Annotated in this window: 21 protein-coding genes; 8 read left to right on the forward strand and 13 right to left on the reverse strand. The window is 67.3% G+C overall.

Annotation, left to right across the window (positions count from 1 at the left end):
• Window positions 1–118: 118 nt before the first annotated feature.
• Both AC1RU4_RS01475 and cofH read left to right on the forward strand, forming a co-directional pair.
• The gene (locus AC1RU4_RS01475; protein WP_492889210.1) at window positions 119–895 is read left to right on the forward strand and encodes a LamB/YcsF family protein; all 777 of its coding nucleotides are present in this window, start codon (window positions 119–121) and stop codon (window positions 893–895) included.
• A gap of 5 nt (window positions 896–900) precedes the next feature.
• Complete coding sequence (gene cofH, locus AC1RU4_RS01480) at window positions 901–3,357, forward strand: 5-amino-6-(D-ribitylamino)uracil--L-tyrosine 4-hydroxyphenyl transferase CofH (RefSeq protein ID WP_492889211.1); 2,457 nt, start codon at window positions 901–903, stop codon at window positions 3,355–3,357.
• 72 nt (window positions 3,358–3,429) lie between these two features.
• Here the strand turns inward: cofH and AC1RU4_RS01485 are convergent, their stop codons facing one another.
• The 11 genes from AC1RU4_RS01485 to AC1RU4_RS01535 all read right to left on the reverse strand — a co-directional run bounded on the left by AC1RU4_RS01485 (window position 3,430) and on the right by AC1RU4_RS01535 (window position 15,183).
• The gene (locus AC1RU4_RS01485; protein ID WP_492889212.1) at window positions 3,430–4,527 is read right to left on the reverse strand and encodes an SGNH/GDSL hydrolase family protein; all 1,098 of its coding nucleotides are present in this window, start codon (window positions 4,525–4,527) and stop codon (window positions 3,430–3,432) included.
• 653 nt (window positions 4,528–5,180) lie between these two features.
• On the reverse strand, window positions 5,181–5,579 hold the full coding sequence (locus AC1RU4_RS01490) for a hypothetical protein (RefSeq protein ID WP_492889213.1): 399 nt from the start codon (window positions 5,577–5,579) through the stop codon (window positions 5,181–5,183).
• A gap of 184 nt (window positions 5,580–5,763) precedes the next feature.
• A complete protein-coding gene (locus AC1RU4_RS01495) occupies window positions 5,764–6,711 on the reverse strand; it encodes an LLM class flavin-dependent oxidoreductase (RefSeq protein WP_492889214.1) in 948 nt (315 codons plus the stop codon).
• 203 nt (window positions 6,712–6,914) lie between these two features.
• A complete protein-coding gene (locus AC1RU4_RS01500) occupies window positions 6,915–7,718 on the reverse strand; it encodes a CoA-transferase subunit beta (RefSeq protein ID WP_492889215.1) in 804 nt (267 codons plus the stop codon).
• Window positions 7,708–8,592 (reverse strand): CoA transferase subunit A, encoded by an 885-nt coding sequence (locus AC1RU4_RS01505; protein ID WP_492889406.1) that lies wholly within the window; start codon window positions 8,590–8,592, stop codon window positions 7,708–7,710. Before AC1RU4_RS01505 ends, AC1RU4_RS01500 begins: the two co-directional genes overlap by 11 nt.
• 82 nt (window positions 8,593–8,674) lie before the next feature.
• Entirely contained in the window at window positions 8,675–10,168 is a 1,494-nt protein-coding gene (locus AC1RU4_RS01510) for a pyridoxal-phosphate dependent enzyme (protein ID WP_492889216.1), read from the reverse strand.
• 100 nt (window positions 10,169–10,268) lie between these two features.
• Window positions 10,269–10,985, reverse strand: a complete 717-nt coding sequence (locus tag AC1RU4_RS01515) for an ABC transporter ATP-binding protein (protein ID WP_492889217.1) — start codon at window positions 10,983–10,985, stop codon at window positions 10,269–10,271.
• Window positions 10,978–11,736: an ABC transporter ATP-binding protein gene (locus tag AC1RU4_RS01520; protein ID WP_492889218.1), complete on the reverse strand. Its 759-nt coding sequence runs from the start codon at window positions 11,734–11,736 to the stop codon at window positions 10,978–10,980. The genes AC1RU4_RS01515 and AC1RU4_RS01520 overlap by 8 nt, the downstream gene beginning before the upstream one ends.
• Entirely contained in the window at window positions 11,733–12,674 is a 942-nt protein-coding gene (locus tag AC1RU4_RS01525; protein WP_492889219.1) for a branched-chain amino acid ABC transporter permease, read from the reverse strand. Before AC1RU4_RS01525 ends, AC1RU4_RS01520 begins: the two co-directional genes overlap by 4 nt.
• On the reverse strand, window positions 12,671–13,534 hold the full coding sequence (locus AC1RU4_RS01530; protein ID WP_492889220.1) for a branched-chain amino acid ABC transporter permease: 864 nt from the start codon (window positions 13,532–13,534) through the stop codon (window positions 12,671–12,673). Before AC1RU4_RS01530 ends, AC1RU4_RS01525 begins: the two co-directional genes overlap by 4 nt.
• A gap of 398 nt (window positions 13,535–13,932) precedes the next feature.
• A complete protein-coding gene (locus AC1RU4_RS01535; RefSeq protein ID WP_492889221.1) occupies window positions 13,933–15,183 on the reverse strand; it encodes an amino acid ABC transporter substrate-binding protein in 1,251 nt (416 codons plus the stop codon).
• 426 nt (window positions 15,184–15,609) lie between these two features.
• Here AC1RU4_RS01535 and AC1RU4_RS01540 point away from each other — a divergent pair, with 426 nt between their 5' ends.
• The 5 genes from AC1RU4_RS01540 to AC1RU4_RS01560 all read left to right on the forward strand — a co-directional run bounded on the left by AC1RU4_RS01540 (window position 15,610) and on the right by AC1RU4_RS01560 (window position 19,547).
• Window positions 15,610–16,101 carry an SRPBCC family protein gene (locus AC1RU4_RS01540; protein ID WP_492889222.1) on the forward strand — a complete coding sequence of 164 codons (492 nt, stop codon included), beginning with the start codon at window positions 15,610–15,612 and terminating at the stop codon, window positions 16,099–16,101.
• A 50-nt stretch (window positions 16,102–16,151) separates the two neighbouring features.
• The gene (locus AC1RU4_RS01545; RefSeq protein WP_492889223.1) at window positions 16,152–16,646 is read left to right on the forward strand and encodes a (2Fe-2S)-binding protein; all 495 of its coding nucleotides are present in this window, start codon (window positions 16,152–16,154) and stop codon (window positions 16,644–16,646) included.
• 10 nt (window positions 16,647–16,656) lie between these two features.
• Window positions 16,657–17,478, forward strand: a complete 822-nt coding sequence (locus AC1RU4_RS01550) for an FAD binding domain-containing protein (protein WP_492889224.1) — start codon at window positions 16,657–16,659, stop codon at window positions 17,476–17,478.
• A 32-nt stretch (window positions 17,479–17,510) separates the two neighbouring features.
• On the forward strand, window positions 17,511–17,858 hold the full coding sequence (locus AC1RU4_RS01555; RefSeq protein WP_492889225.1) for an ArsC family reductase: 348 nt from the start codon (window positions 17,511–17,513) through the stop codon (window positions 17,856–17,858).
• 78 nt (window positions 17,859–17,936) lie between these two features.
• On the forward strand, window positions 17,937–19,547 hold the full coding sequence (locus AC1RU4_RS01560) for a peptide chain release factor 3 (protein WP_492889226.1): 1,611 nt from the start codon (window positions 17,937–17,939) through the stop codon (window positions 19,545–19,547).
• Here AC1RU4_RS01560 and AC1RU4_RS01565 read toward each other — a convergent pair.
• On the reverse strand, window positions 19,519–20,694 hold the full coding sequence (locus tag AC1RU4_RS01565; RefSeq protein ID WP_492889227.1) for a GGDEF domain-containing protein: 1,176 nt from the start codon (window positions 20,692–20,694) through the stop codon (window positions 19,519–19,521). The two genes, AC1RU4_RS01560 and AC1RU4_RS01565, sit on opposite strands and share 29 nt — an antisense overlap.
• 101 nt (window positions 20,695–20,795) lie before the next feature.
• Complete coding sequence (locus AC1RU4_RS01570) at window positions 20,796–21,221, reverse strand: L,D-transpeptidase (protein WP_492889228.1); 426 nt, start codon at window positions 21,219–21,221, stop codon at window positions 20,796–20,798.
• A gap of 227 nt (window positions 21,222–21,448) precedes the next feature.
• Here AC1RU4_RS01570 and AC1RU4_RS01575 point away from each other — a divergent pair, with 227 nt between their 5' ends.
• Window positions 21,449–22,021 (forward strand): NnrU family protein, encoded by a 573-nt coding sequence (locus tag AC1RU4_RS01575; RefSeq protein WP_492889229.1) that lies wholly within the window; start codon window positions 21,449–21,451, stop codon window positions 22,019–22,021.
• Window positions 22,022–22,060: the final 39 nt, after the last annotated feature.

A 22,060-nucleotide genomic window follows, 5' to 3' on the forward strand; every position in this document is an offset into this window, starting at 1 on the left:
CATTTTGCCTTGCGGCAGTCGTACTAATGTTAGTATGTTTCGAATTGAAATGCATGATTATTTAATGCGTTAATAGTTCGGCTGTCGAGAGCGGCCTGCTCTCACTCAGGAGGTTTCCTTGGCGACGCGCATCAATATCAACGCCGACATGGGCGAAGGCTACGGCCATTATGACATCGGCGACGACGCCGCGATCCTGAAGATCGTCCAGAGCGTCAACGTGGCCTGCGGCCTGCATGCCGGCGATGCCACGGTGATGCGCGACGTCTGCCTCAAGGCCAAGGCCAACGGGGTGTCGATCGGGGCGCATCCCGGCTTCAACGACATCTGGGGCTTCGGCCGCCGGCAGATCCGCATGAACGCCAACGACCTCGAATATCTGGTCGCCTACCAGCTCGGCGCGCTCGCCGGCATGGCCGCCTATGCCGGGGTGAAGGTGACGCATGTGAAGCCGCATGGCGCGCTCAACAACATGGCGGCCATCGACAAGGACTATGCGCTGGCGATCGGCCGGGCGATCAGGACCGTCGATCCGAGCCTTTATTATCTCGCGCTCTCCAATTCCGAGATGGAGAAGGCGGCGCTGGCGCTCGACCTGAAGCTCTCCCGCGAGGCCTTCATCGACCGGCTTTACGACGACGAGGGCAACCTGCTCACCCGCACCGACCCGCGGGCGGTGATCAAGGACCCCAAGGTGGCGGCGGAGCGCACGGTGCGCATGGTGCAGGACGGGGAAATCATTTCGGTGAACGGCAAGAAGATGCCGACCAAATTCGACTCGCTCTGCGTACATGGTGACGAGCCGACCGCCATCGCGGTGGCCGGCGCGGTGCGCGATGCGCTGCTGGCGGCGGGGATCGAACTCGTCACCCTGCCGGACGTGATGGAAGGCTGACGGCGATGAACGATGCGGCGGCGCGGTGGGATGAACTGGCCCGGCAGGTCCTGGCGACCGGCGGGCTCGACCGCGACGCCGCCCTCGCGCTGGTCGGCGAGGGTGCCGTCGGGCCGATGCGGGCGGCGGCCGGGGTGCGCGACGCCGGCTTCGGGACGGTGGTCACCGTCTCGCGCAAGGTGTTCATCCCGCTCACCCAGCTCTGCCGCGACGTCTGCCACTACTGCACCTTCGCGCATCCGCCGCGGAAGGGGCAGCGGGCGTTCCTGACGCCGGACGAGGTGCTGGAGATCGCCCGCGCCGGCGCCCGCGTCGGCTGCGACGAGGCGCTGTTCACCCTCGGCGACAAGCCGGAGCTGCGCTACAAGGCGGCGCGCGAGGAACTGGCGGCGCTCGGCTACGAGACGACGCTCGCCTATCTCGCCGCGATGGCCGGGCTGGTGCTGCGCGAGACCGGGCTGCTGCCGCATCTCAATGCCGGGATTCTGACGCTCGACGATGCGAAGGCGCTGCGGGCGGTTTCCGCCTCGCAGGGCATGATGATCGAGACGACGTCGGAGCGGCTCTCCGTGCGCGGCGGGCCGCATTTCGGCTCGCCGGACAAGGCGCCGGCTGTGCGGCTGGCGACGCTGGAGGCGGCAGGCGAGGCGCGGGTGCCGTTCACCACCGGCCTGCTGATCGGCATCGGCGAGACGCGGGAGGAGCGGATCGAGGCGCTGTTCGCCATCCGCGATTCCCACGCGCGGCACGGCCATGTGCAGGAAGTGATCATCCAGAACTTCCGCGCCAAGCCCGGCACCCGCATGGCGGCGGCGCCGGAACCCTCGCTCGACGAGCACCTCTGGACCATCGCGCTGGCGCGGCTGATCCTCGGGCCCGGCATCTCGATCCAGGCGCCGCCCAATCTGCGCGCCGATGAGCTCGGCCCGCTGATCGAGGCCGGCATCAACGATTGGGGCGGGGTGTCGCCGGTGACGCCCGATCACGTGAACCCGGAGGCGCCCTGGCCGGCGCTCGCCGCGCTCGCCGCCGCCACGGCGAAGGCCGGCAAGGTGCTGGCGCCCCGGCTGGCGATCTATCCGCGCCATCTGTTCGACGCCGGACGTTGGCTCGACAGGGCGGTGGCGCCCCATGTGCTGCGCCGCGCCGATGCCGGCGGCCTCGCCCATGAGAGCGGCTGGCGGGTCGGCGAGGGCGAGACCTTCGCGAGCACCGTGGTCGAATGGCCGGCCAGCCCGTCCATCGCCGGGGAGGGAAGCGAACTCGATGCGCTGTTCGACAAGGCGTTCGACGGGCGGGAACTCGCCGAGGGGGAGATCGTCCGGCTGTTCGAAGCGCGTGGCGACGAGGCCCGCCGCGTCTTCGAGGCGGCGGATGCCTTGCGGCGCGAGAGCGTGGGCGACACGGTGTCCTATGTCGTCACCCGCAACATCAACTACACCAATGTCTGCGCCTATCGCTGCGGCTTCTGCGCCTTCTCCAAGGGGCGCCACAACGAGCACCTGCGCGGAAAGCCCTATGAGCTCGACCTCGGCGAGATCCAGCGCCGCGCCATCGAGGCGTGGGAGCGCGGCGCCACCGAAGTGTGCATGCAGGGCGGCATCCACCCGGATTTCTCCGGCGAGACCTATCTTGCCATCGTCCGCGCGGTGAAGGCGGCGGTGCCGGACATGCATGTCCATGCCTTCTCCTCGCTGGAGGTGCGGCACGGGGCCGAGACGCTCGGCATCCCGGTGCCGGAATTCCTCGTCCGGCTGAAGGAAGCGGGGCTCGGCACGCTGCCGGGCACGGCGGCGGAAATCCTCGACGACGAGGTGCGCGCCATCATCTGCCCGGACAAGCTGAACACCGCCGAGTGGCTGGAGACGGTGGGCGCGGCGCATCGGGCCGGGCTCCGAACCACCTCGACCATCATGTTCGGCCATGTCGACCACTACCGGCACTGGGCGCGGCATCTCCTGCGCCTGCGCCGGTTGCAGGCGGAGACCGGCGGCATCACCGAATTCGTGCCGCTGCCGTTCCTGCACATGGAGGCGCCGCTCTATCTCAAGGGCGGCACGCGGCAGGGGCCGAGCCGGCGCGAGGCGCTGCTGATGCACGCCGTCGGGCGGCTGGCGCTCAACCCGCTGATCCCCAATGTGCAGGCTTCCTGGGTGAAGCTCGGCGAGGGCGGCATCGTCGCGGCGCTCAAGGCCGGCGCGAACGATATCGGCGGCACGCTGATGGACGAATCGATCAGCCGCGCCGCCGGCGGCACGCATGGGCAGGAATTCCCGCCGGACCGGATGGAGGCGGCGATCCGCGCCGCCGGCCGGCTCGCCCGTCAGCGCAACACGACCTATGCCGACGCGCCCTCGCGGCAGAAGCAGCGCTCCTATGCGGCGAACGCGCTGACGCAGCGGGTGGAGCCGGCGGCGGGCAAGCTGGCGAAGGTGGGGAGCCTGAAGGCGCTCAGGGGGTGAGGGATCCGCGCGTTTCCGCGTGACACCTCAACAATACGCTGCGCGGGCCTCTTCTCCGTCCGGCAAGGCGACTCAGGCGAATTTCGACACGTCCACGACGCCGGACGCCTTCACCAAAAGGTTTCCATTGCGGTTTGGGTGCAGCCCATCCCGCGTTATCCAGTGGGCCGTGCCGTTTACTTTCCATTTGCCGCTGTTGCGGGCGCTCTCGACGACATCGGCCACGTCGAACACGGCATGGAGGGGGTGCGAGCCGTCGCCGGACCGGCTGGCACCGGATGTCCCGATGGCGACCGGCACGCCGGCAAGGATCGGGGCGCCATCCCGCAGCCAGTCGTTCAATTGCTCGCGCTTGCCGATGCCGCCGGTCGAAAAGCCGGTCGCCGCCTTTTGGTTGGCCAGCGTCTCAAACCGGTCCGAGCTTTTTGTCGACGGGGTGATGGTGGTCTGGAACAGCCGGGAACCTTGACGCTTGTACTGTGCTCCGAGCATCCACAGCGCCAGCATTCGGGTCTTCACCATCGCCAGATCGGTGTCCGGGAGATCGTTCACCCCATGTTCGAAGATGATGTTCTTCACATAGCGCGCCAGCGACAGGCGCTTATTGTAGGAACTAAGGATATTCCTGATTTTATCGCCGCCAACGCCCGCATTGATATAGGCATGGGTGTCGGAGACGGCGCGGCCGATCAGTCCGAGGTCGTCGCTCTCGTCCTGTTCGTCGCCGACACCCTGCACGATGCTGTCGCCTATGCCGAGGACGCCGCCATGCCGTGTTCGGGCGATGATGCCGATCGGCCATATGCCCACCTCTTGAGCGCTCGGCTCGGTCTGGCCGAACGACCTCGTCCGGTCGGTGACGCGCGTCTTGCTGTCCATCGCCCCGGAACGGACAAGCGGATTCTGCGGGGTCGACTGATGTGCCCACGGCGCCGCACTGTAGGTCGCGACGCGCACCCATAGTTCCGCGCCGGCGGGCATGGCGATCGGCAGAAAGTCGGAGCAGACCTCCCCGCCCGCGTCGGCCATCCCCTGGGTATTACCCGAAAAGGTCAGGCCGGTGATCGTGCCAGCCGGATACTCGATCGAGATGGAATAGGCTGTTTGTCCGGCGACGGCACATTCCAGTTTGTTTCCTTTTCTCAAAACAAACCAATTGCCGAATCTCACGGCAAGTTCCGTTATGTCCGATCTAAGGACATGACGCTGATATCCGAAATAAGATACGATCTGACTGGTCGATATGGCTGTCGATATCCAGCAATTCGTAGCGACTTGACCGTAGAATTCCCCTTTCCTCAAGGGGAATTTGTCAAGATTAGCTGGAAATGATCCCGTTCCATGACGGAAACGTTTCTCATCATGGTAAGGTTTTAGTATCGTTCTGGCGGATTTCCATAGTTTCGGTAAGAAAGAAGGATTGCGACGTAAGCTGAACCCACCAAACATGAACGGCCACTCTCTCACGCACTTGGTTTGGCAGTATCATGGCAACGTCATTATGGTATTAAAATGGGGAAAAAGGCGTATGGGTCGTTCTTTACATTACCCATGGTAAGCATCGAGGCGACGGGGCGCGGGCTGAGCGTTCAAGCCGAGAGACCTCACCTGGCGAGGCGGCATCGATCTCTTCGTGCGTGACGGTACGGAGCCATCAGGCGATGCCATCGCGGCGACCCGGCCGGATGCCGTGGCGGCTTCGCGCTGACGCAGAGGGTCGAGCCGGCGGCGGGCAAGCTGGCGAAGGTGGGGAGCCTGAAGGCGCTCAGGAGGCGAGACGCGGCGCCCGCCGCACGATGGCGGGCACCGCGCGCCTCGCGAGGTCAATCCACCGGCATCATCGGTCCCCAGGGACCGGGTCCCCAGGGGCCGAAGTCGAATTCGGCCTGCTGGTTCATCATGGCGGTCATCTGCTGCTCGTTTACCAGCCGCTGCTGATACGCCATCTGCTGATAGGCCTGATAATTGTCCTGGGTGCCGTAATAGATGCAGCCGCAGACGGTCGGGTCAGCGTAGAGGAACACCGGCTGGCCGTTCTTGTTCTGTACGGTGAACTTGTGCGGCGGCAGGCTTGTCAGCGACGCGACCTTTTCCGGGGTGTCGGCGAGGCGCATGTTGAAGCCGGCGGCCGACAGCATGTTCTCCTTGTCCTGGGTAGCCGTCACGCATGCCGCGGCGGAAATGCTGACCAGCGCCAGCACAGCGATCGAAAGCAGTTTCACTGCTGGTTCTCCTGAGGGGTAGGCGAATTCCCGGCGCCGCAACGGTAGCAGCCGGAGACCGGGAGTCGAGTCGGCCGCGCCGCCGCGCCGCCGCCTTCGTAAACAGCCGGTATCTTTTCCGGGGCTCGAACCCCCGGCCTCCGGCGCGACGGGCCGGCGCTTCAACCTCGGGTCGCGCCGCCGCTCACTTCCGCAGCAACGGCAGCACTTCATGGGCGAGCAGGTCGACCTGCTCCTTCTCGTAGCGATACGGCACGAAGACGATCTTCTTCACGCCGGTGGCGATATGCGCGGCGATCTGCTCGGCGCATTCGGAGGGCGTGCCGACAATGGCGCTGTCGAAGGTGGAGAGCGAGCCCTTGGACAGATCCCACTCGGCGTTCAGCCATTCGGTCATCTTGGCCATGCCGGTATCGCGCGGGCCGACATGGATCGGCAGCTGGTTGAGGCTGTAGAGCGAAGAGGGATCGCGGCCGGCCTCCTCGGCATAGGCGGAGATCTTCGCCCAGGCCTCGTTGTAGCCTTCCGGCGTGTAGAAATAGGTGAGCCAGCCGTCGCCCTTGGTGGCGGCGCGCTTGAGCACCACGTCGACATAGCCGCCGATGAGGATCGGCGGATGCGGCTTCTGCACCGGCTTGGGGAACATCACCGCGTTGCGCAGGTTCAGTTCGTCCCACTGGCCGGTGACGCTGTCCTCGGTCCACAGCCGCTTCAGGATGTCGAGATTGCGGTCCATGATCTTGCCGCGGCGCTCATAGGGGATGCCGATGGCGTCGAATTCGCGCTTGTACCAGCCGACGGCGGCGCCGAGCATCAGGCGGCCGTTGCTCAGCAGATCCATCGAGGCGAGCTGCTTGGCCAGCGTCACCGGGTTGCGCAGCGGCAGCACCAGCACGCCGGTGCCGATCTTGATGGTTTTGGTGCGCGCCGCCACCGCGGTGAGCAGCGAGAGCGAGTCGATGATGGGGAAATGCGGGTCGGTGCCGAGCAGGATGTGGTCCCACACCCAGAGCGACTCGAAGCCGAGCTCCTCCATCCGCACGCCGTAATCCACCAGCGCGCCGGCATCCGGCAGCTCGGGGAAACGGGTGAAGTTGCGCATCGCGATGCCGAAGGAGACGGGAGCGGGCATTGGGGGAGGGACCTTTGCTGTCTCACCTCTCCCCGCAGGAACTCGGCTGTTGCCAAGTTCCTTTCCGCGGGTATGAAGCCGGAAATATCCGGCTTCAGCGAGAGGTCGGCCGCGAAGCGGCCGGGTGAGGGGGTGCGCGATTGCGGAGCGAAGGAAGGCCCCTCACCCCAGCCCTCTCCCCGACGGGGAGAGGGGGAAGACGTTCACGCCGTATACAGGCGCTCGGGGTCGAGCTCGCGCAGGATGGCGAGCTCGACATCGCCCGGCGGCTCGGTGACGGGCACGTCGGCAGGCACCGGCAGCTCGAAGCCGGTATTGTCCTTTATCGCCTGCGCGGTGACGCCGGGATGCAGGGCGACCACCGTCATGGCGCGGGTCGTCTCGTCGAAGCCGAGAATGCCGAGATCGGTGACGACGCGGAACATGCCGCCCGCCGGCAGGCCGGCCTTCGCCCGCGTGTCGCCGCCGTCGAGGAAGCCGGGCGAGGTGATGAAGTCGACCTTCTCCACGAAGCGGCGCTTCTCGTGCTTCATGGCGACGATCATGTCGGCGAGGCTGGCGATGTCGTTGCCGCCGCCGGTGCCGGGCAGGCGGATCTTCGGGTCGTCGGCATCGCCGATGAAGGAGGAGTTCAGGTTGCCGTAGCGGTCGATCTGCGCGCCGCCCATGAAGCCGACATCGACATAGCCGCGCTGCAGCATCAGCAGCACTTCGGTGATCGACACCAGCATGTTGGCGCGCCGCGTGCAGCGCTGCTCGTTGGTGGAGGGCGGCAGCTTGCCGGCCTCGACGAAGGGGCCGATGACGCCGCCCTCGAACAGGATGGTGAGGCCGGGCGCATGGGTCTTCTGCGCCAGGATGGCGGCGAGCAGCGGGATGCCGACGCCGGCGAAGACGGTCTGGCCGTCCTTCAGCAGGCGCGCGCTCATCACCGCCAGCAGCTCGGAGGCGGTGTAGGCCGGCACGGCCGCAAGGGTGGGCACGCTGCGGGCGGGTTCAGTCGTCATAGATGCCACTCCCGCGACGCTGGGCGTCGAGCAACTCGGCCATGCCGATGCGGCTGAGATAGTCCGCCCAGTTCTTCGGCTCGTGATAGAAGCGCTCGAGATAGGCCTTGGCGCCCGCGTCGGGATCCTTCGACGTCATCCCGGCATAGAGATCCATGTGGGTGTAGAACGGCTCGTACAGCCCGTAGCATTCGTGCGGCGCGCAGCCGAACGGCACTTCCACCACCGCGTCGACGGTGAAGAAGCCGATCTTGGTCTGGTCCGGGTGCCGGCGGATCTGCTCGTTGGAGACGATGCGCTCGGTGGTGAGGATCACCTTGTTCGCCGCCATGGCGATGTCGATGTCCATGAAGGTGAGGCCGTCGAGCTGCGCGTTGCCATAGGCGTCGCAGCGCTGGACATGGATGAGTGCGACATCCGGGTTCAGCGCCGGCACCAGCAGCAGCTGATCGCCGGTGAACGGGCATTCCATCACCTTGGCGCCCGGCGCGCGGTCGACGACGCCCGAGCCCATCATCGAGCGCATCGGCATGAAGGGCACGCCCATGGCGCCGGCGCGGTAGCGCAGGCCCATCGCCATGTGGCTCCATTCCTCGAAGGTGGCGCGCTTGCTCTCGGTATAGGCCCGCATCACCTTGGAGACGCCCCAGACGATGCCCTGGCTGAACCAGGAGGTGATGACGTGGCTGGAGAGGCCGGAGGCGTAGAGGATGTCGCCCTCGGTCGACATGATCGAGCGGGAGACCACGAGGTCCTGCTTCCGCGCGCGCACCAGCGCCCACAGCATCGCCATCGGGGTACGGGACGCGGTGCAGCCGCCGAGCGCCACCGAGGAGCCGTTCTCCACCAGCGCGGCGGCCTCCTCCAGCGACATCACCTTGTCGCGCAGGCTGCGGTCGCGCTCGCGGGTCTTCTGCCGGAGCTCAAGATAGGACGAGGTCACGCGTACATCTCCCTCACGCTGCCCTGGCGATGCCGACATCGCGGTTCATGCGGGCGATCAGTTCGTCGAACAGGTCGAGATGGGCGGTGAGGCCCTTCCAGAACGACTGGTGGCGGCGACGGTCGAAATCCTCCACCGAGACGCCCTGCTGCTCGACCCAGGTGTAATAGCCGAGGTTGAACACCCGCTGGCGGTCGCGGTGGTCGAGTTCCAGCACATGGTCGGCGTCGCCGCCCAGCAGGTGCTGGCCGAAGGCTTCCGCCGCGTCGATCCGGTCGAAGCGGCCGCCCTTGCGGGCGAGGTGCCCGGCGATCTCGCTGGGATAGAGCTCGGAGCCGTCGGTGGCGACGGTGATGAGGACGTCGTTCTCGTCGAGATCGAGCTTGCGCGCGGTCTTGATGGCCGCGAGCACATTGCCGATGCCCGACAGGCCGAGGCCGGCGAGGCCCGTGATGGTCGCGTCGTCGAGGCCCCGGCGCTCGGCGAGATAGGCGCGGCCGGCCTCCGAGCCGAACAGCAGCGCCAGATCGTCCGACGCCGCGTCGGAGACGCCGGCGACGATGTCGGTATTGGTGACGTTGTGGATCAGCGGCAGGTGCTTGTCGCCGATGCCCTGGATGTTGTGCTCGCCGAAGCCGTTATAGAGCAGGGTCGGGCATTGGACCGGCTCCATGGCGACGATGCGGGTGCCGAATTCCTGCTTCAGCCGGTCGCCGGCGCCGAGCGTGCCGGCCGAGCCGGTGCCGGCGACGAAGGCGGCGAGCTTCAGCTTGCCGGAGCTGTTCAGCCCCTCGAACAGGCGGGCGGCGGCGGCACCGGTGACGGCGTAATGGCCGAGATAATTGGGGAATTCGGAGAACTGGTTGAGGATGAAATTGCCCTCGTCCTTCGCCATCACGGCGCAGGCGTCGTAGATCTCCTTGACGTTCGACTCGGTGCCCGGCGTGCGCACGATGTCGGACGGGTCGGTGACCCATTTCTCCAGCCAGTTGAAGCGCTCGGCGCTCATGCCGCCCGGCAGCACGGCGACGCCGTGGCAGCCGAGGATGCGCGAGATGGCGACGCCGCCGCGGCAGTAATTGCCGGTGGAGGGCCACACGGCGCGGTGGCGCGTCGGGTCGAAAGCGCCGGTGACGAGGCGCGGGGCCAGGCACGCATAGGCCGCCAGCACCTTGTGGGCGTGGATCATCGGGAAATGCCGGCCGAGCATCACCACGATGCGGGCCGGCACGCCGGTGACCGCGCTCGGCAGCTCGATGAAGTCCGGCACCGTGACCGGGCCGAGGGCACGGGCATTGTTGTACCAGTGCACGCCGAACAGGTTTCTCGCGTCGGGCGCGTCCTTGTCCGCCGCATTGGCCGCGGCGCGGGTGGCGGCGGGAATGGTCTCGGGGTCGGCGAGCTCGGAGAACAGCGGCAGTACGATGCTGCGCGCGCGCAGATGCGCGACGGTGCGGGCATAGATGCCGGGGTCGACGATGGCGGAGGGAAGCTCGAAGGGGTTCATGGCAAACCTGGTGGGGACCGGCGCCGGGCGCCATCGCGATATTTTCTATGATACTAATCATAGTATCATTTATGCAAATTGTTCTTTTAGATCACGGGTATCAAATCGACAGGTAGGCCTCCCCGACGGTGGGGTCGACCATCAGATCGGCGGAGGCACCGGCACGGGCGACCTTGCCGTTCTCGATGATATAGGCGCGGCTCGACAGCTCGAACGCGGTCATTACGTCCTGCTCGACGAGGAGGATAGTCTGGCCGGCCCGGTTCAGCGCCGTGAGTGCGGCGCCGAGATGCTCGACCATGCGCGGCGACAGGCCGAGCGAGAGCTCGTCGATCATCAGGAGCTTCGGCCGCGACATGATCCCGCGCCCGACCGCGCACATTTGCTGCTCGCCGCCGGACAGGGTGGTGGCGTCCTGCCGCTGGCGCTCGGCGAGGATCGGGAACAGCTCGAACACCCAGTCGAGGTCGCGGGCGATGGCGTGCTTGTCGGCGCGCAGATAGGCGCCGAGCAGGAGATTGTCGCGCACGGTGAGGCCGCGGAACAGGCGGCGGCCCTCCGGCACATGGGCGATGCCGGCGGTGAGCACCGCGTCGGGCCGGGCGCCGCCGATCTCGCGCCCGTCGAAGCGGATGGTGCCCGCGCGCGGCGCCAATTGGCCCGAGATGGTGCGCAGCAGCGTCGACTTACCGGCGCCGTTGGAGCCGACGAGCGCGACCACCTCGCCTTGTCGCACCGCGAGGTCCATGCCCCACAGCACCTGGATCTGGCCGTAGCCGGAGGTGACGCCGGCAAGTTCCAGCAACGGTTCAGCCATGGTGCCGCTCCCTGAGCTTCGCCGCGTATTTCTGGCCGAGATAGGCCTCGATGACACGCTCGTCGGCGACGATCTCGCCGCTCGGGCCGTCGGCGATGAGCTGGCCGTGATGCAGCACCAGGAGCCGCTTCGTCAGCGACAGCACCACCTTCATCAGGTGCTCGATGATCAGCACGGTGACGCCGCGCTCGGCGATCCTGCGGATGAGCGTCAGCGCGCCGTCGATCTCCGAGGAATTCAGCCCGGCATTCACCTCGTCGAGCATCAGCACCTTGGGCTGCATGGCGAGGCTTTTCGCCAGCTCCAGCCGCTTGCGGGCCGCCAGCGCCAGCTGCGCAGCGGGACGATCGGCGAGCGGGGCGAGGCCGACGAAGTCGAGGCTCTGCACCGCCATGTCACGGGCGTCGCCCAATGAGGCCGCACCGCCGCCGAACAGCGCGCCGGCGGTGACGTTCTCCAGCACGGTCATCTGCGGAAAGGGCTGCACGATCTGGAAGGTGCGGGCGAGGCCGCGGCGGGCGGCTTCGAACGGCTTCTGCGCCGCCACATCCTTGCCCTCGAACAGGATCCTGCCGGAGGAGGGGCGCAGATTGCCGGTGACGACATTGACGAGGGTGGTCTTGCCGGCGCCGTTCGGCCCGATCAGGCCGACCACCTCGCCCGGCGCCAGCGCGAAGCTGACATCGGTGAGGGCGTTGAGGCCGCGGAAGCTCTTGGAGACGCCGTCGAGGCGCAGGATCGGCTCGCTCACGCTGCGCCTCCCGATTTCGAGCGGCGGCGCAGATGCAGGCTGAGCAGCCCGCCGGGCAGCAGGAACACCAGGAGCACGATGACGATGCCGAGGATGGCGCGGTTCCAGTCGATAAAATTGGCCCAGAACACTTCCTCCAGCAGCACGAAGGCCGCCGCGCCGAGGAACGGGCCGACAAGGGTGCCGGCGCCGCCGAGCATCGCCATGACCGGCACCTTCACCGTCATCAGGATCTGGAAGGATTCGGTCGGGTCGATATAGCCGGTCCAGGAGGCATAGGCGGCGCCGGCCGTGGCGCAGAACACCGCCGAGAGCGTGTAGGCGGCGACCTTGTAGCGGGTGGTGTCGATGCCGACCATGGCGGCGGCATCCTCGTTCTGGTGGATGCAGCGCAGGCCGAAGCCGAGGCGCGAGCGGTCGACCAGAGCGGTGGCGATCAGGCTGGCGACGAGGATGGCGAGCATCACGAACAGGAAGAAGCGCATCAGCTCTTCCGGCGGCCAGTGCATCAGCGGCAGGTTGAGCCCGTCGCCGCCGCCGGTGAGGCTCGACCAGGAGGAGGTGACCAGCCGGCACACCTCCACTACGGCGATGGAGCCGATGGCGAAATAGTGCCCGCGCAGCCGCAGGATGATCGCCCCGAGCAGGGCGGCGAAGGCGCCGACCATCAGGGTGGCGATCAGCCAGGCGGCGATCATCGGCACGCCGGCGCGCTGGCAGATCGCCCCGACATAGCAGCCGAGGCCGAAAAAGGCGGCGGTGGAGAAGGAGGGGTAGCCGGTGAAGCCGCCGATGAAGTTCCACGAGGTGGCGAGCGCGCCATACATGGCGACGATGGCGGCGGTGCGCACGATATAGTTGTCGGCATAGAGCGGCGTGGTCGCCAGCACGACGATGCCGGCGACGGCGGCGAGACAGGCGAGCGGGCCGGATTTCATTCATACCCCCTGACGCCGACAAGGCCGGTGGGACGGGTGAGCAGCAGCACCAGCATCAGCACGAAGCCGGCGGTGATCGCCTGCTGCGGGCCGAACCAGTGGCCGGCGAGGCTTTCGACGAGGCCGAGCACCAGCCCGCCGACCAGCGCGCCCGGCACCGAGCCGAGGCCGCCGACGACGCAGACCACGAAGGCCTTGCCGAGATAGGTGCCGGTGACATTGGTGGTGATGGGGAATACCGAGGCGAAGACCACGCCCGCTGCACCGGCCATCAGCGCGCCGATGCCGAAGGTGATAGCGTAGATGCGGTCGGTGCGGATGCCCATCAGTTCGGCGGCCGAGCGGTCCATGCGCACGGCGACGATGGCGCGGCCGATATTGGAGCCGCGCATCACCGCATAGAGCAGCCCGGTCAGCGCCAGCGCCACGCCGGTGCCGACGAGGCGGTCCACCGGCAGCGTCATCGGGCCGAGGGTGACGGCGCCGAGATCGAGCGTCACCCGCCGCGGCGTGGCGGTGAACCAGTAGGTCATGAGGTTGTAGAGGATCATGTCGAGCCCGAAGGTCAGCGTCAGCGTGGTGAGCACCGGGGCGCTGACCACGCGGTTGATCACCAGCTTCTGCAGCGCGAAGCCGAGGGCGAACATGAAGGCGCAGACCACGGGCAGCATCGCGAGCGGATGGATGCCATAGGCGTGCCAGGCGAAATAGGTGAGATAGCCGCCAAGGATGATGAAGGAGCCGTGGAGCATGTTGATCACGTTCAACACGCCCCATACCAGCGAGAAGCCGACGGCGAGGCAGGCATAGAGCGCGCCCAGCATCAGTCCGTTGGCGAGTATCTGCGCATAGATGGCCATCGGTCAGGCGATCCGCTGCATCGTGGTCGGAATGGTCACGACGTCTCCTTGGCCTATCGGGCGGGACCGGATCCGCCTCATGGCGCTGTCCCGAAATCTGGCGTTCGTTTTCCTCTCCCCGCCGGGGAGAGGTGGCCCGCCCACGGGTCTCGCCTATGGCGAGCCCGAGGACAGGCTCCGCGGGTCGGTGAGGGGAGACGCGATCGGGAGGCGTCGAAGACCCCTCACCCCAACCCTCTCCCCGCCGGGGAGAGGGAGCGTCCGCCATCATCGGCGAATCTAAATATTGCTGAGCGAAGTTGGCCGGCGGACCAGAGGGGGGTCTGTCAGCGTCCGCCGGCCTCTTCACGCGGCGGGGCGGTGCCCGCGCCGCGTGCAAGCGATCCTTGCCGCGATCCTCACTTCGGCATGGCGATCATCTCGGCGTTCTTGATGTCCGCCGGGGCGAGAACCTTGATGGTCTCGTCCTGCACCTGGATGATCGGCAATTCGCGCGAGAGGTTCATGCCGGTCGGGCCGAACTTGATCGGGCCGTAGAAGGTGGCGATGTCGGTGGAGGCGATGGCATCGCGCAGCCTGGCCTTGTCGAGCGAGCCGGTGCGCTTGAGCGCGTCGGCGATCACCTCGCCGGCGGCGGCGCAGGAGCCGTGCACGTAATCCGGGTCGCCACCGGTCTTGGTCTTGAATTCCTTGTAGAAATCGGCGGTGGTCGGCCACACGCCCTGGCCGGTATAGCTGGTGGCGTGGTGCCACCAGCTCGACGAGGTCACGCCGTCGGCGAGCTTGCCGAGGCCCTCGGTGAATTCCTTGTAGGACGGGCCGGTGACCATGGTGACGATCGGCGCGGTGACGCCGAGGTCCTGCATCTGCTTGCGGGCGAGGATCAGGTCCTGGGTGTAGCCGGTGATGTAGATCCAGTCCGGCTTGGCGGCCTTGATCGAGGACAGCGCGGCGGCATGGTCCATGGTGCCGACCGGATAGAGCTCCTTGTAGGCGACGGTCAGGCCCTGCGCCTCGGCGGCCTTGGCGATGCCCTCGGCCATCGACTTGGGGAACACGTCGTCGCGGCCGAGCACGGCGATGGTCTTGGTGGCCGGGAACTTCTCCTTGAACAGCTTCACCATGGCGGTGGTCATGCCGCCATTCGGCGACAGGGTGCCGAACAGGTGCTTGAAGCTCTGGTCGAACACCGATTCGGAGGAGGCGACGCAGGCGATGGTCGGCACCTGGTAACGCTCGCCGACGCCGGCGACGATCTTGGTGTGGCCCGAGCCGAACGGCGCGAACAGGAACTGCACCTTGTCGTCATTGATCAGCTTCTCGGCGAGCTGGCTCGCCCGCTGGCCCTCCGACTGGTAGTCGTACTCGATCAGCTCGACCTTCATGGTCTTGTCGCCGACCTTCAGGCCGCCGGCGGCATTGACCTTCTCGATCCACATCTTCCAGACGATGTCCTGCTTCTTGCCCTCGTCGGCGAGGCCGCCGGTGAGCGCGAGCGGGGCTCCGATCCTGATGGCCTCCTGGGCGAGGGCCGGTGCCGGGGCCGCGCCGGCGAGGGCGGCGGCCAGCGCTGCCGCCAGCAGGCCGGTGCGGGCGGCGTGTCGTGCGGAGAATGACGGAGCGCGGCTACGAGGATCTCGTTCGAACATGTGCCTGTTCCTGTGCTCGGGGGGCGATGAGGGCTGGGTCCTGCTCGGAGGGGCGTTCATGCGCGGGCCACCGGGGCGGGATGGTCAGTTCCCGAGCTCGATGGTATGGTGTGCTATGTGACCATACCAATCTAGGTTATTTCCTCAATCCGTAACGTGACTTAAGGCTGCGCGAATTTTATGCACCCACCGCCTGTCCTGTCGGCAATTCCCGGCCGTCGCCGCCCGCTCGCGGTGATGGGCGCCGCATGGACGGCGCGGTTGCTGGCATGGCATGGTCGTTGCTGATGGCAAGCCGACGCGCGCCCTGCTCGGCCCGCCCGCACGCTATCGTTTTGGCGCGACCCACGGTCAGGCGGGTGGACGCTTCCCGCCTGTCGGCCCGGTGCTCCGCGCCCCGGCCGGCTTTTCATGCTTAGGTGATCCATGGACCTTTCCGGCTCGCAGCGCATCGCCGCTCCCCGCGCCGTCGTCTGGCAGGCGCTCAACGATCCCGACGTGCTGCGCCGATGCATTCCCGGCTGCCAGGAGCTGGTGCAGACCTCGCCGACCGAATTCGCGGCCAAGGTGGTGCTCAAGATCGGCCCGGTGAAGGCGACCTTCGCGGGCGCGGTGACGCTCACCGATCTCGATCCCCCCAATGGCTGCCGCATCAATGGCGAGGGGCAGGGCGGCGTTGCCGGCTTCGCCAAGGGCGGGTCGGTGGTGACGCTGACCGAGGAAGGGGAGGAGACGGTGCTGACCTATCAGGGACAGGCCAATGTGGGCGGCAAGATCGCCCAGCTCGGCGCACGGCTGATCGACGGCACCGTCAAGAAGCTGACCGCCGAGTTCTTCGGCGCCTTCTCGCGCGTCGTCGCGCCGGAGGCGGCCTTCGCCGCAGCCGAACCCGCCGAGGGAGCGGCGGGCGAGGCCTGACGTACCGATTGCGTGCCTTACATGCGTCGCCTGTGCCCGGGAGAGGTTCGATGCGAGACGTGACTTTGACCATCAATGGCGCGCCGGTAAGCGTCGCCGTCGACGAGCGCAGCCTGCTGGTGCAGCTTATTCGCGACGATCTGCGGCTGACCGGCACCCATGTCGGCTGCGACACCAGCCAGTGCGGCGCCTGCACCGTGCTGATCGACGGCGAGGCGGTGAAGGCCTGCGCCGTGCTCGCCGTGCAGGCGGACGGCGCGTCGGTGACCACCATAGAGGGGTTGGCCGAGGGCGAGGCGCTGCACCCGATGCAGGCGGCGTTCCGCGAGCATCACGGCCTGCAATGCGGCTTCTGCACGCCGGGCATGATCCTCGCCGGCATCGACATGGCGCGCCGCCATGGGGCGGAGCTCGACGAGGCGACGGTGCGCGCCGAGCTCGAGGGCAACCTGTGCCGCTGCACCGGCTACCACAACATCGTCAAGGCGATCCAGGCCGGCGCGCTGGCGATGGCCGGCGATGCGGCGCTGGTCGCGGCCGAGTAGGGAGGGCGGGATGTTCGCGTTCAACTACCACCGTCCCGCCGAACTGGCGGATGCGCTCGGCCTGCTCGCCGGTGCCGAGGAAGCCAAGCCGCTGGCCGGCGGCCAGACGCTGATCCCGACGCTGAAGCAGCGGCTGGCCAGCCCGTCCGATCTCGTCGACCTCTCGCGGATCGACGGGCTCAAGGGCATCGCGCTGGAAGCGGGCGCCCTCGTCATCGGCGCGATGACCCGCCATGTCGAGGTCGCCACCTCGCCGGAGGTCGTCGCGCACCTGCCGGCGCTGGCGGCATTGGCGGCGCTGATCGGCGACCCGGCGGTGCGCAATCGCGGTACGCTCGGCGGCTCGATCGCCAATAACGACCCGGCGGCCGACTATCCCGCCGCCTGCCTCGCGCTCGATGCCGTCATCGTCACCGACCGGCGCGAACTGCCGGCGGCGGCATTCTTCACCGGGCTGTTCGAGACGGCGCTGGAGGCAGGCGAGATCGTCACCGCGGTGCGCTTCCCGCTCGGCGGGGTTGGCACCTACGAGAAATACCGCAACCCGGCCTCGCGCTATGCCATGGCCGGCGTGTTCGTCTGGCGCGGCGCGGGCGAATTGCGCGTCGCGGTGACCGGCGCCGGGCAGGAGGGCGTGTTCCGCTGGACCGAGGCGGAAGCGGCGCTCGCCGCCGATTTCAGCGCCGCGGCGCTCGACGGGCTGAAGCCGGATGCGGAGGTGATGATCGGCGACATCCACGGCTCGGGCGCCTACCGGGCGCAGCTTGTCGCGGTGATGGCGCGCAGGGCCGTGGAAAGACTTGCGGTGGCGCGACTCGCCTCGGCCGGCTAGATCATCGGCGTTTACCTTGCGGAGGCACCGGGATGGCCGCGACGATCTACGGCATCAAGAACTGCGACACCATGAAGAAGGCCCGCGCCTGGCTCGACGCGCATGGCGTCGCCTATGATTTCCACGACTACAAGGCGAGCGGCATCGACCGCGGCCGGCTCGGCGGCTGGACGAAGCAGGCCGGCTGGGAGACGCTGCTCAATCGCGCCGGCACCACCTTCCGCAAGCTGCCGGACGCCGAGAAGGATGGGCTCGACGCCGAAAAGGCGATGGCGCTGATGCTGGCGCAGCCCTCGATGATCAAGCGGCCGGTGCTGGAGATCGGCGACGGGCTGCTCGTCGGCTTCAAGCCGGAGGCCTATGAGAAGGTGTTCGGCTGAGGCCAATCGGCCCGCCGGCTGCGGCGAGATGCCTTCCGCCTCTTGATCCCGCACGCCATCCCTGCCACATCCCGCGCTATGAACGCTCTCAGCAACTCCGCCGCGTCGCCGATCGCCCTCGAAGTCGCGCGGCGGCGTACCTTCGCCATCATCTCGCACCCGGACGCCGGCAAGACCACGCTGACGGAAAAGCTGCTGCTGTTCGGCGGCGCCATCCAGCTCGCCGGACAGGTGCGCGCCAAGAAGGACCGGCGCTCGACCCGCTCGGACTGGATGGCGATCGAGCGCGAGCGCGGCATCTCCGTCGCCACCTCGGTGATGACCTTCGAATTCGCCGGGCACGTGTTCAATCTCCTGGACACGCCGGGCCACGAGGACTTCTCGGAGGACACCTATCGCACGCTGACCGCGGTCGATGCGGCGGTGATGGTGATCGACGCCGCCAAGGGCATCGAGGCGCGCACGCGCAAGCTCCTGGAAGTGTGCCGGCTGCGCGACATCCCGATCATCACCTTCATCAACAAGATGGACCGCGAGAGCCGCGACCCGTTCGAGATCCTCGACGAGATCGAGAAGACGCTGGCGCTCGACACTACGCCGATGACCTGGCCGGTGGGGCGCGGGCGCGACTTCGTCGGCACCATGGACGTCGCAAGCGGCGGCATGCGGCTGCTCGACGGCGACGAGGGCAAGACCGGCCCGCTGCGCGACATGAGCATGAGCGCGATCGCCGGGCTGAACAATTCGCTCGACGAGGCGGCGCTGACCGAGGAACTCGGCCTCGTGCGCGAGGGCTGCAACCCGTTCGATCTCGACAGCTTCCTCGAAGGCCATCTGACGCCGGTCTATTTCGGCTCGGCGCTGCGCAATTTCGGCGTCGGCGACCTGCTGGAGGGCCTCGGCCGCTACGCGCCGCCGCCGCGCGCGCAGGATGCCGACAAGCGCCGGGTCGAGGCCGAGGAGCCGCGCATGTCGGCCTTCGTGTTCAAGATCCAGGCGAACATGGACCCGAACCACCGCGACCGCATCGCCTTCGCGCGGCTGTGCTCGGGCAAGCTGACGCGCGGCATGAAGGCCAAGCTGGTGCGCACCGGCAAGCCGATGAGCCTGTCGACGCCGCAATTCTTCTTCGCGCAGGATCGCCAGCTCGCCGAGGAAGCCTATGCCGGCGACGTGGTCGGCATTCCCAACCACGGCAACCTGCGCATCGGCGACACGCTGACCGAGGGCGAGGAGCTCAACTTCGTCGGGGTGCCGAGCTTCGCGCCGGAAATCCTGCGCCGGGTGAAGTTGTCCGACGCGATGAAGGCGAAGAAGCTGAAGCAGGCCTTGCAGGAGATGGCGGAAGAGGGCGTGGTGCAGGTCTTCCGCCCGAATGACGGTTCGCCGGCGCTGGTCGGCGTGGTCGGCCCGCTGCAGCTCGACGTGCTGAAGAACCGCCTCGATGCCGAATACGGGCTCGATGTCGGTTTCGACACCAGCGAGTTCCAGCTCGCCCGCTGGGTGCAGAGCGAGGACGGCAAGAAGCTCGACGACTTCATCACCGCCAGCCGCTCCTCGATGGCGGAGGATCTCGACGGCGATCCGGTGTTCCTCGCCTCCTCGGCCTTCATGATCGGCTATACCGGCGACCGCTGGCCGGGCATCGTCTTCACCGACATCAAGGATGTGAAGAAGACGGCTGCGTGAGCAGGTCGTCGGCGATCCGCACGCCGGCGACGGCGACCCGGTCGCGGCCGCCGCGCTTGGCCTGATAGAGCATCTGGTCGGCGGCGTTGAGCGTCGCCTCGAAGTCGCTGCGGGTGGGGCGCCCGAAGGCGATCCCGGCGCTTGCCGTGCAGGCGAGGCCGAGTTCCGCCCGGGTCATGCGCACGAAGCTGGCGCGCACCGCCTCGGCATGGGCGAGGGCGGTTTCCGGCCCGGTATCGGCGAGCACCAGGGCGAATTCCTCGCCACCGAGCCGGGCGGCGAGCTGCCCCTTGCCCAGATGCAGGCGCAGCGCGCCAGCAAACCGGGCGATGACCTGGTCGCCGGCGGCATGGCCGCGCGCGTCGTTGATCGACTTGAAGCGGTCGATGTCGAAGAGGACGATCGCGGTTTCATTGCCGAGCGACATGGCGCCGACCATGCTGAACAGCGCGCGGCGATTGAGCAGGCCGGTGAGCGGATCGGTCATGGCGTCGCGCTTGTGCGCCTGGGCGATGCGGCTCTGGTGGAGCGCGAAAGTCAGGGCGCCGATGCCCGGCACGGCGATGACGCCGGCAATGACGTTGAGGTTCTCCGCCCAGTTGGCCGGTGGCGTGTCCAGTATCGCCTTGCCATCGATGAGCAACATCACCGCGCACAGGACGAAGGTCGATGCCAGCAGGAGATAGAACGCGCACAGGCCGGCAATGGCCGCCGGCGCCTCGATGCGCGCGCGCCAGTATTCGCGGGCGATGAGCACGATGAGCAGCGCGGCGCAGATGTTGAACAATATCGCGCAGATGCCGTCATAGCCCGCGATGCCGGGCAGGACGGTGATCACCACCACGATGGTGGCGGCGAGCACGTGCGACCATGGCGCATGGCCGGTTCGGAACTGGCGGGCGGCGCCGTAGAGCACGCAGGCCCCCATCAGCAGGAAGCCGAAGGCCGCGCTGATGAGATAGGGGTGCGGGTGGGTGAAATAGGCCGAATAGGTGAAGGCGTGGCAGATGATGAAGAACGCGCCGATGGCGCAGGTCAGCATGAACCTGTCCGTCCGCGCCGTCATCCAAGAGGCGAACAGGATGACGAACAGGCAGATGGCGGAGAAGCCGATGGCGACCAGCAGGGACGGATAATCGAACAGCATGGAGGGCTTCCGCAGCCCAGCGCCGGGCCGACCCGCCGCGTCGGCGGCAGTATTGAACAATAGCTTAGCACCATCTCCGGTAATTTCGAGCGCTGCCGCAATCATCGGCTGATGACGATGCGGGTGTCCGCCCGGCCATAGATGCCGATCAGCGAATAGAGCGTCGCGGCGTCCTTCGGATTGAGGCGGATGCAGCCATGCGACGCCGGGCGGCCGAGCCGGCGCAGGTCGGTGGTGCCGTGGATCGCCCAGCCGCGATGGAAGAACACCGCATAGGGCATCGGCGCGTTGTCGTATTTGCGCGAGAAATAGCGCCGGTACATGCGCTCGGGCCGGTAGGTGCCGGCGGGGGTGAGATAGCCCTTGCGGGCGGTGGAGACCGGCCAGCTGAACTGCCGCCAACCCTCCACCCAGACATCCATGCGCTGGGCGCCGATATCGACATAGGCGATCACGCTGGCGGCCTCGGCCGGCACGGCAACGTGCAGGAAAAGCGCGCCGAGAAGGGCGGAGATCATCCGTTTCATCGGTGCCTTGTCCCACGCCCGATCCACCACGCCGGGCAATGTGCCACGAAGCGGGGTGCGAGGGGAGCGCGGCCGCCGTTCATGGTTTACGTAGCGTCGGGACGGGCGCCGGCGGTGGTTCGGCACCGGCACGCGGATCGATGCGCGACCGTCACGCTAGAGTCGTTCAAATTCGGGGCGGCATGTTCTAGCGTGGCGCCGCTTCATGCGAAGAGGGAGATCGCGACATGCTGCTCATGCTGGCCGGACTGGTGCTGTTTATCGGGACGCATGTCTTTTCCACCTTTCGCGACGCGCGCGGCGCGGTGATCGCGCAATTCGGGATGCTGCCCTATCGGGCGGTCTATTCGCTGGTCTCGATCGCCGCGGTGCTGATGATCGCCTATGGCTATGGCGACTGGCGCGCCGCCGGTCCGGCGCAGATCTGGAATCCGCCGGTGGCGATGCGGCACATCGCGCTGGCGCTGATGCTGCTCTCGGCCATCGCCATGGGCGGCTATCTGGTGCCGAGCCATCTCCGTGCCCGCCTCAAGCATCCGATGCTGGTGTCGGTGAAGATCTGGGCATTGGCGCATCTGCTCGCCAATGGCGATGCCGCCACCATGACCCTGGCGGCCGCCATCCTCGCCTGGGCGGTGTTCGACCGCATCTCGGTGAAGCGGCGTGGCGCGCCGCTGCCGGTGGCGCCCAAGGGCTGGGGCGGCGATGTCGTTGCGGTGCTGGCCGGGCTCGTGCTTTATGCGGCGCTCGCCTTCTGGTTCCATCCTTACGTCGTCGGCGTGCCGGTCATTCCGGGCTAGGAGCATGCCGGCCCAAGAATATGCCGGGCCCAAAGAACC

This window comes from Ancylobacter sp. GW821-FHT10E12 (assembly GCF_058809335.1).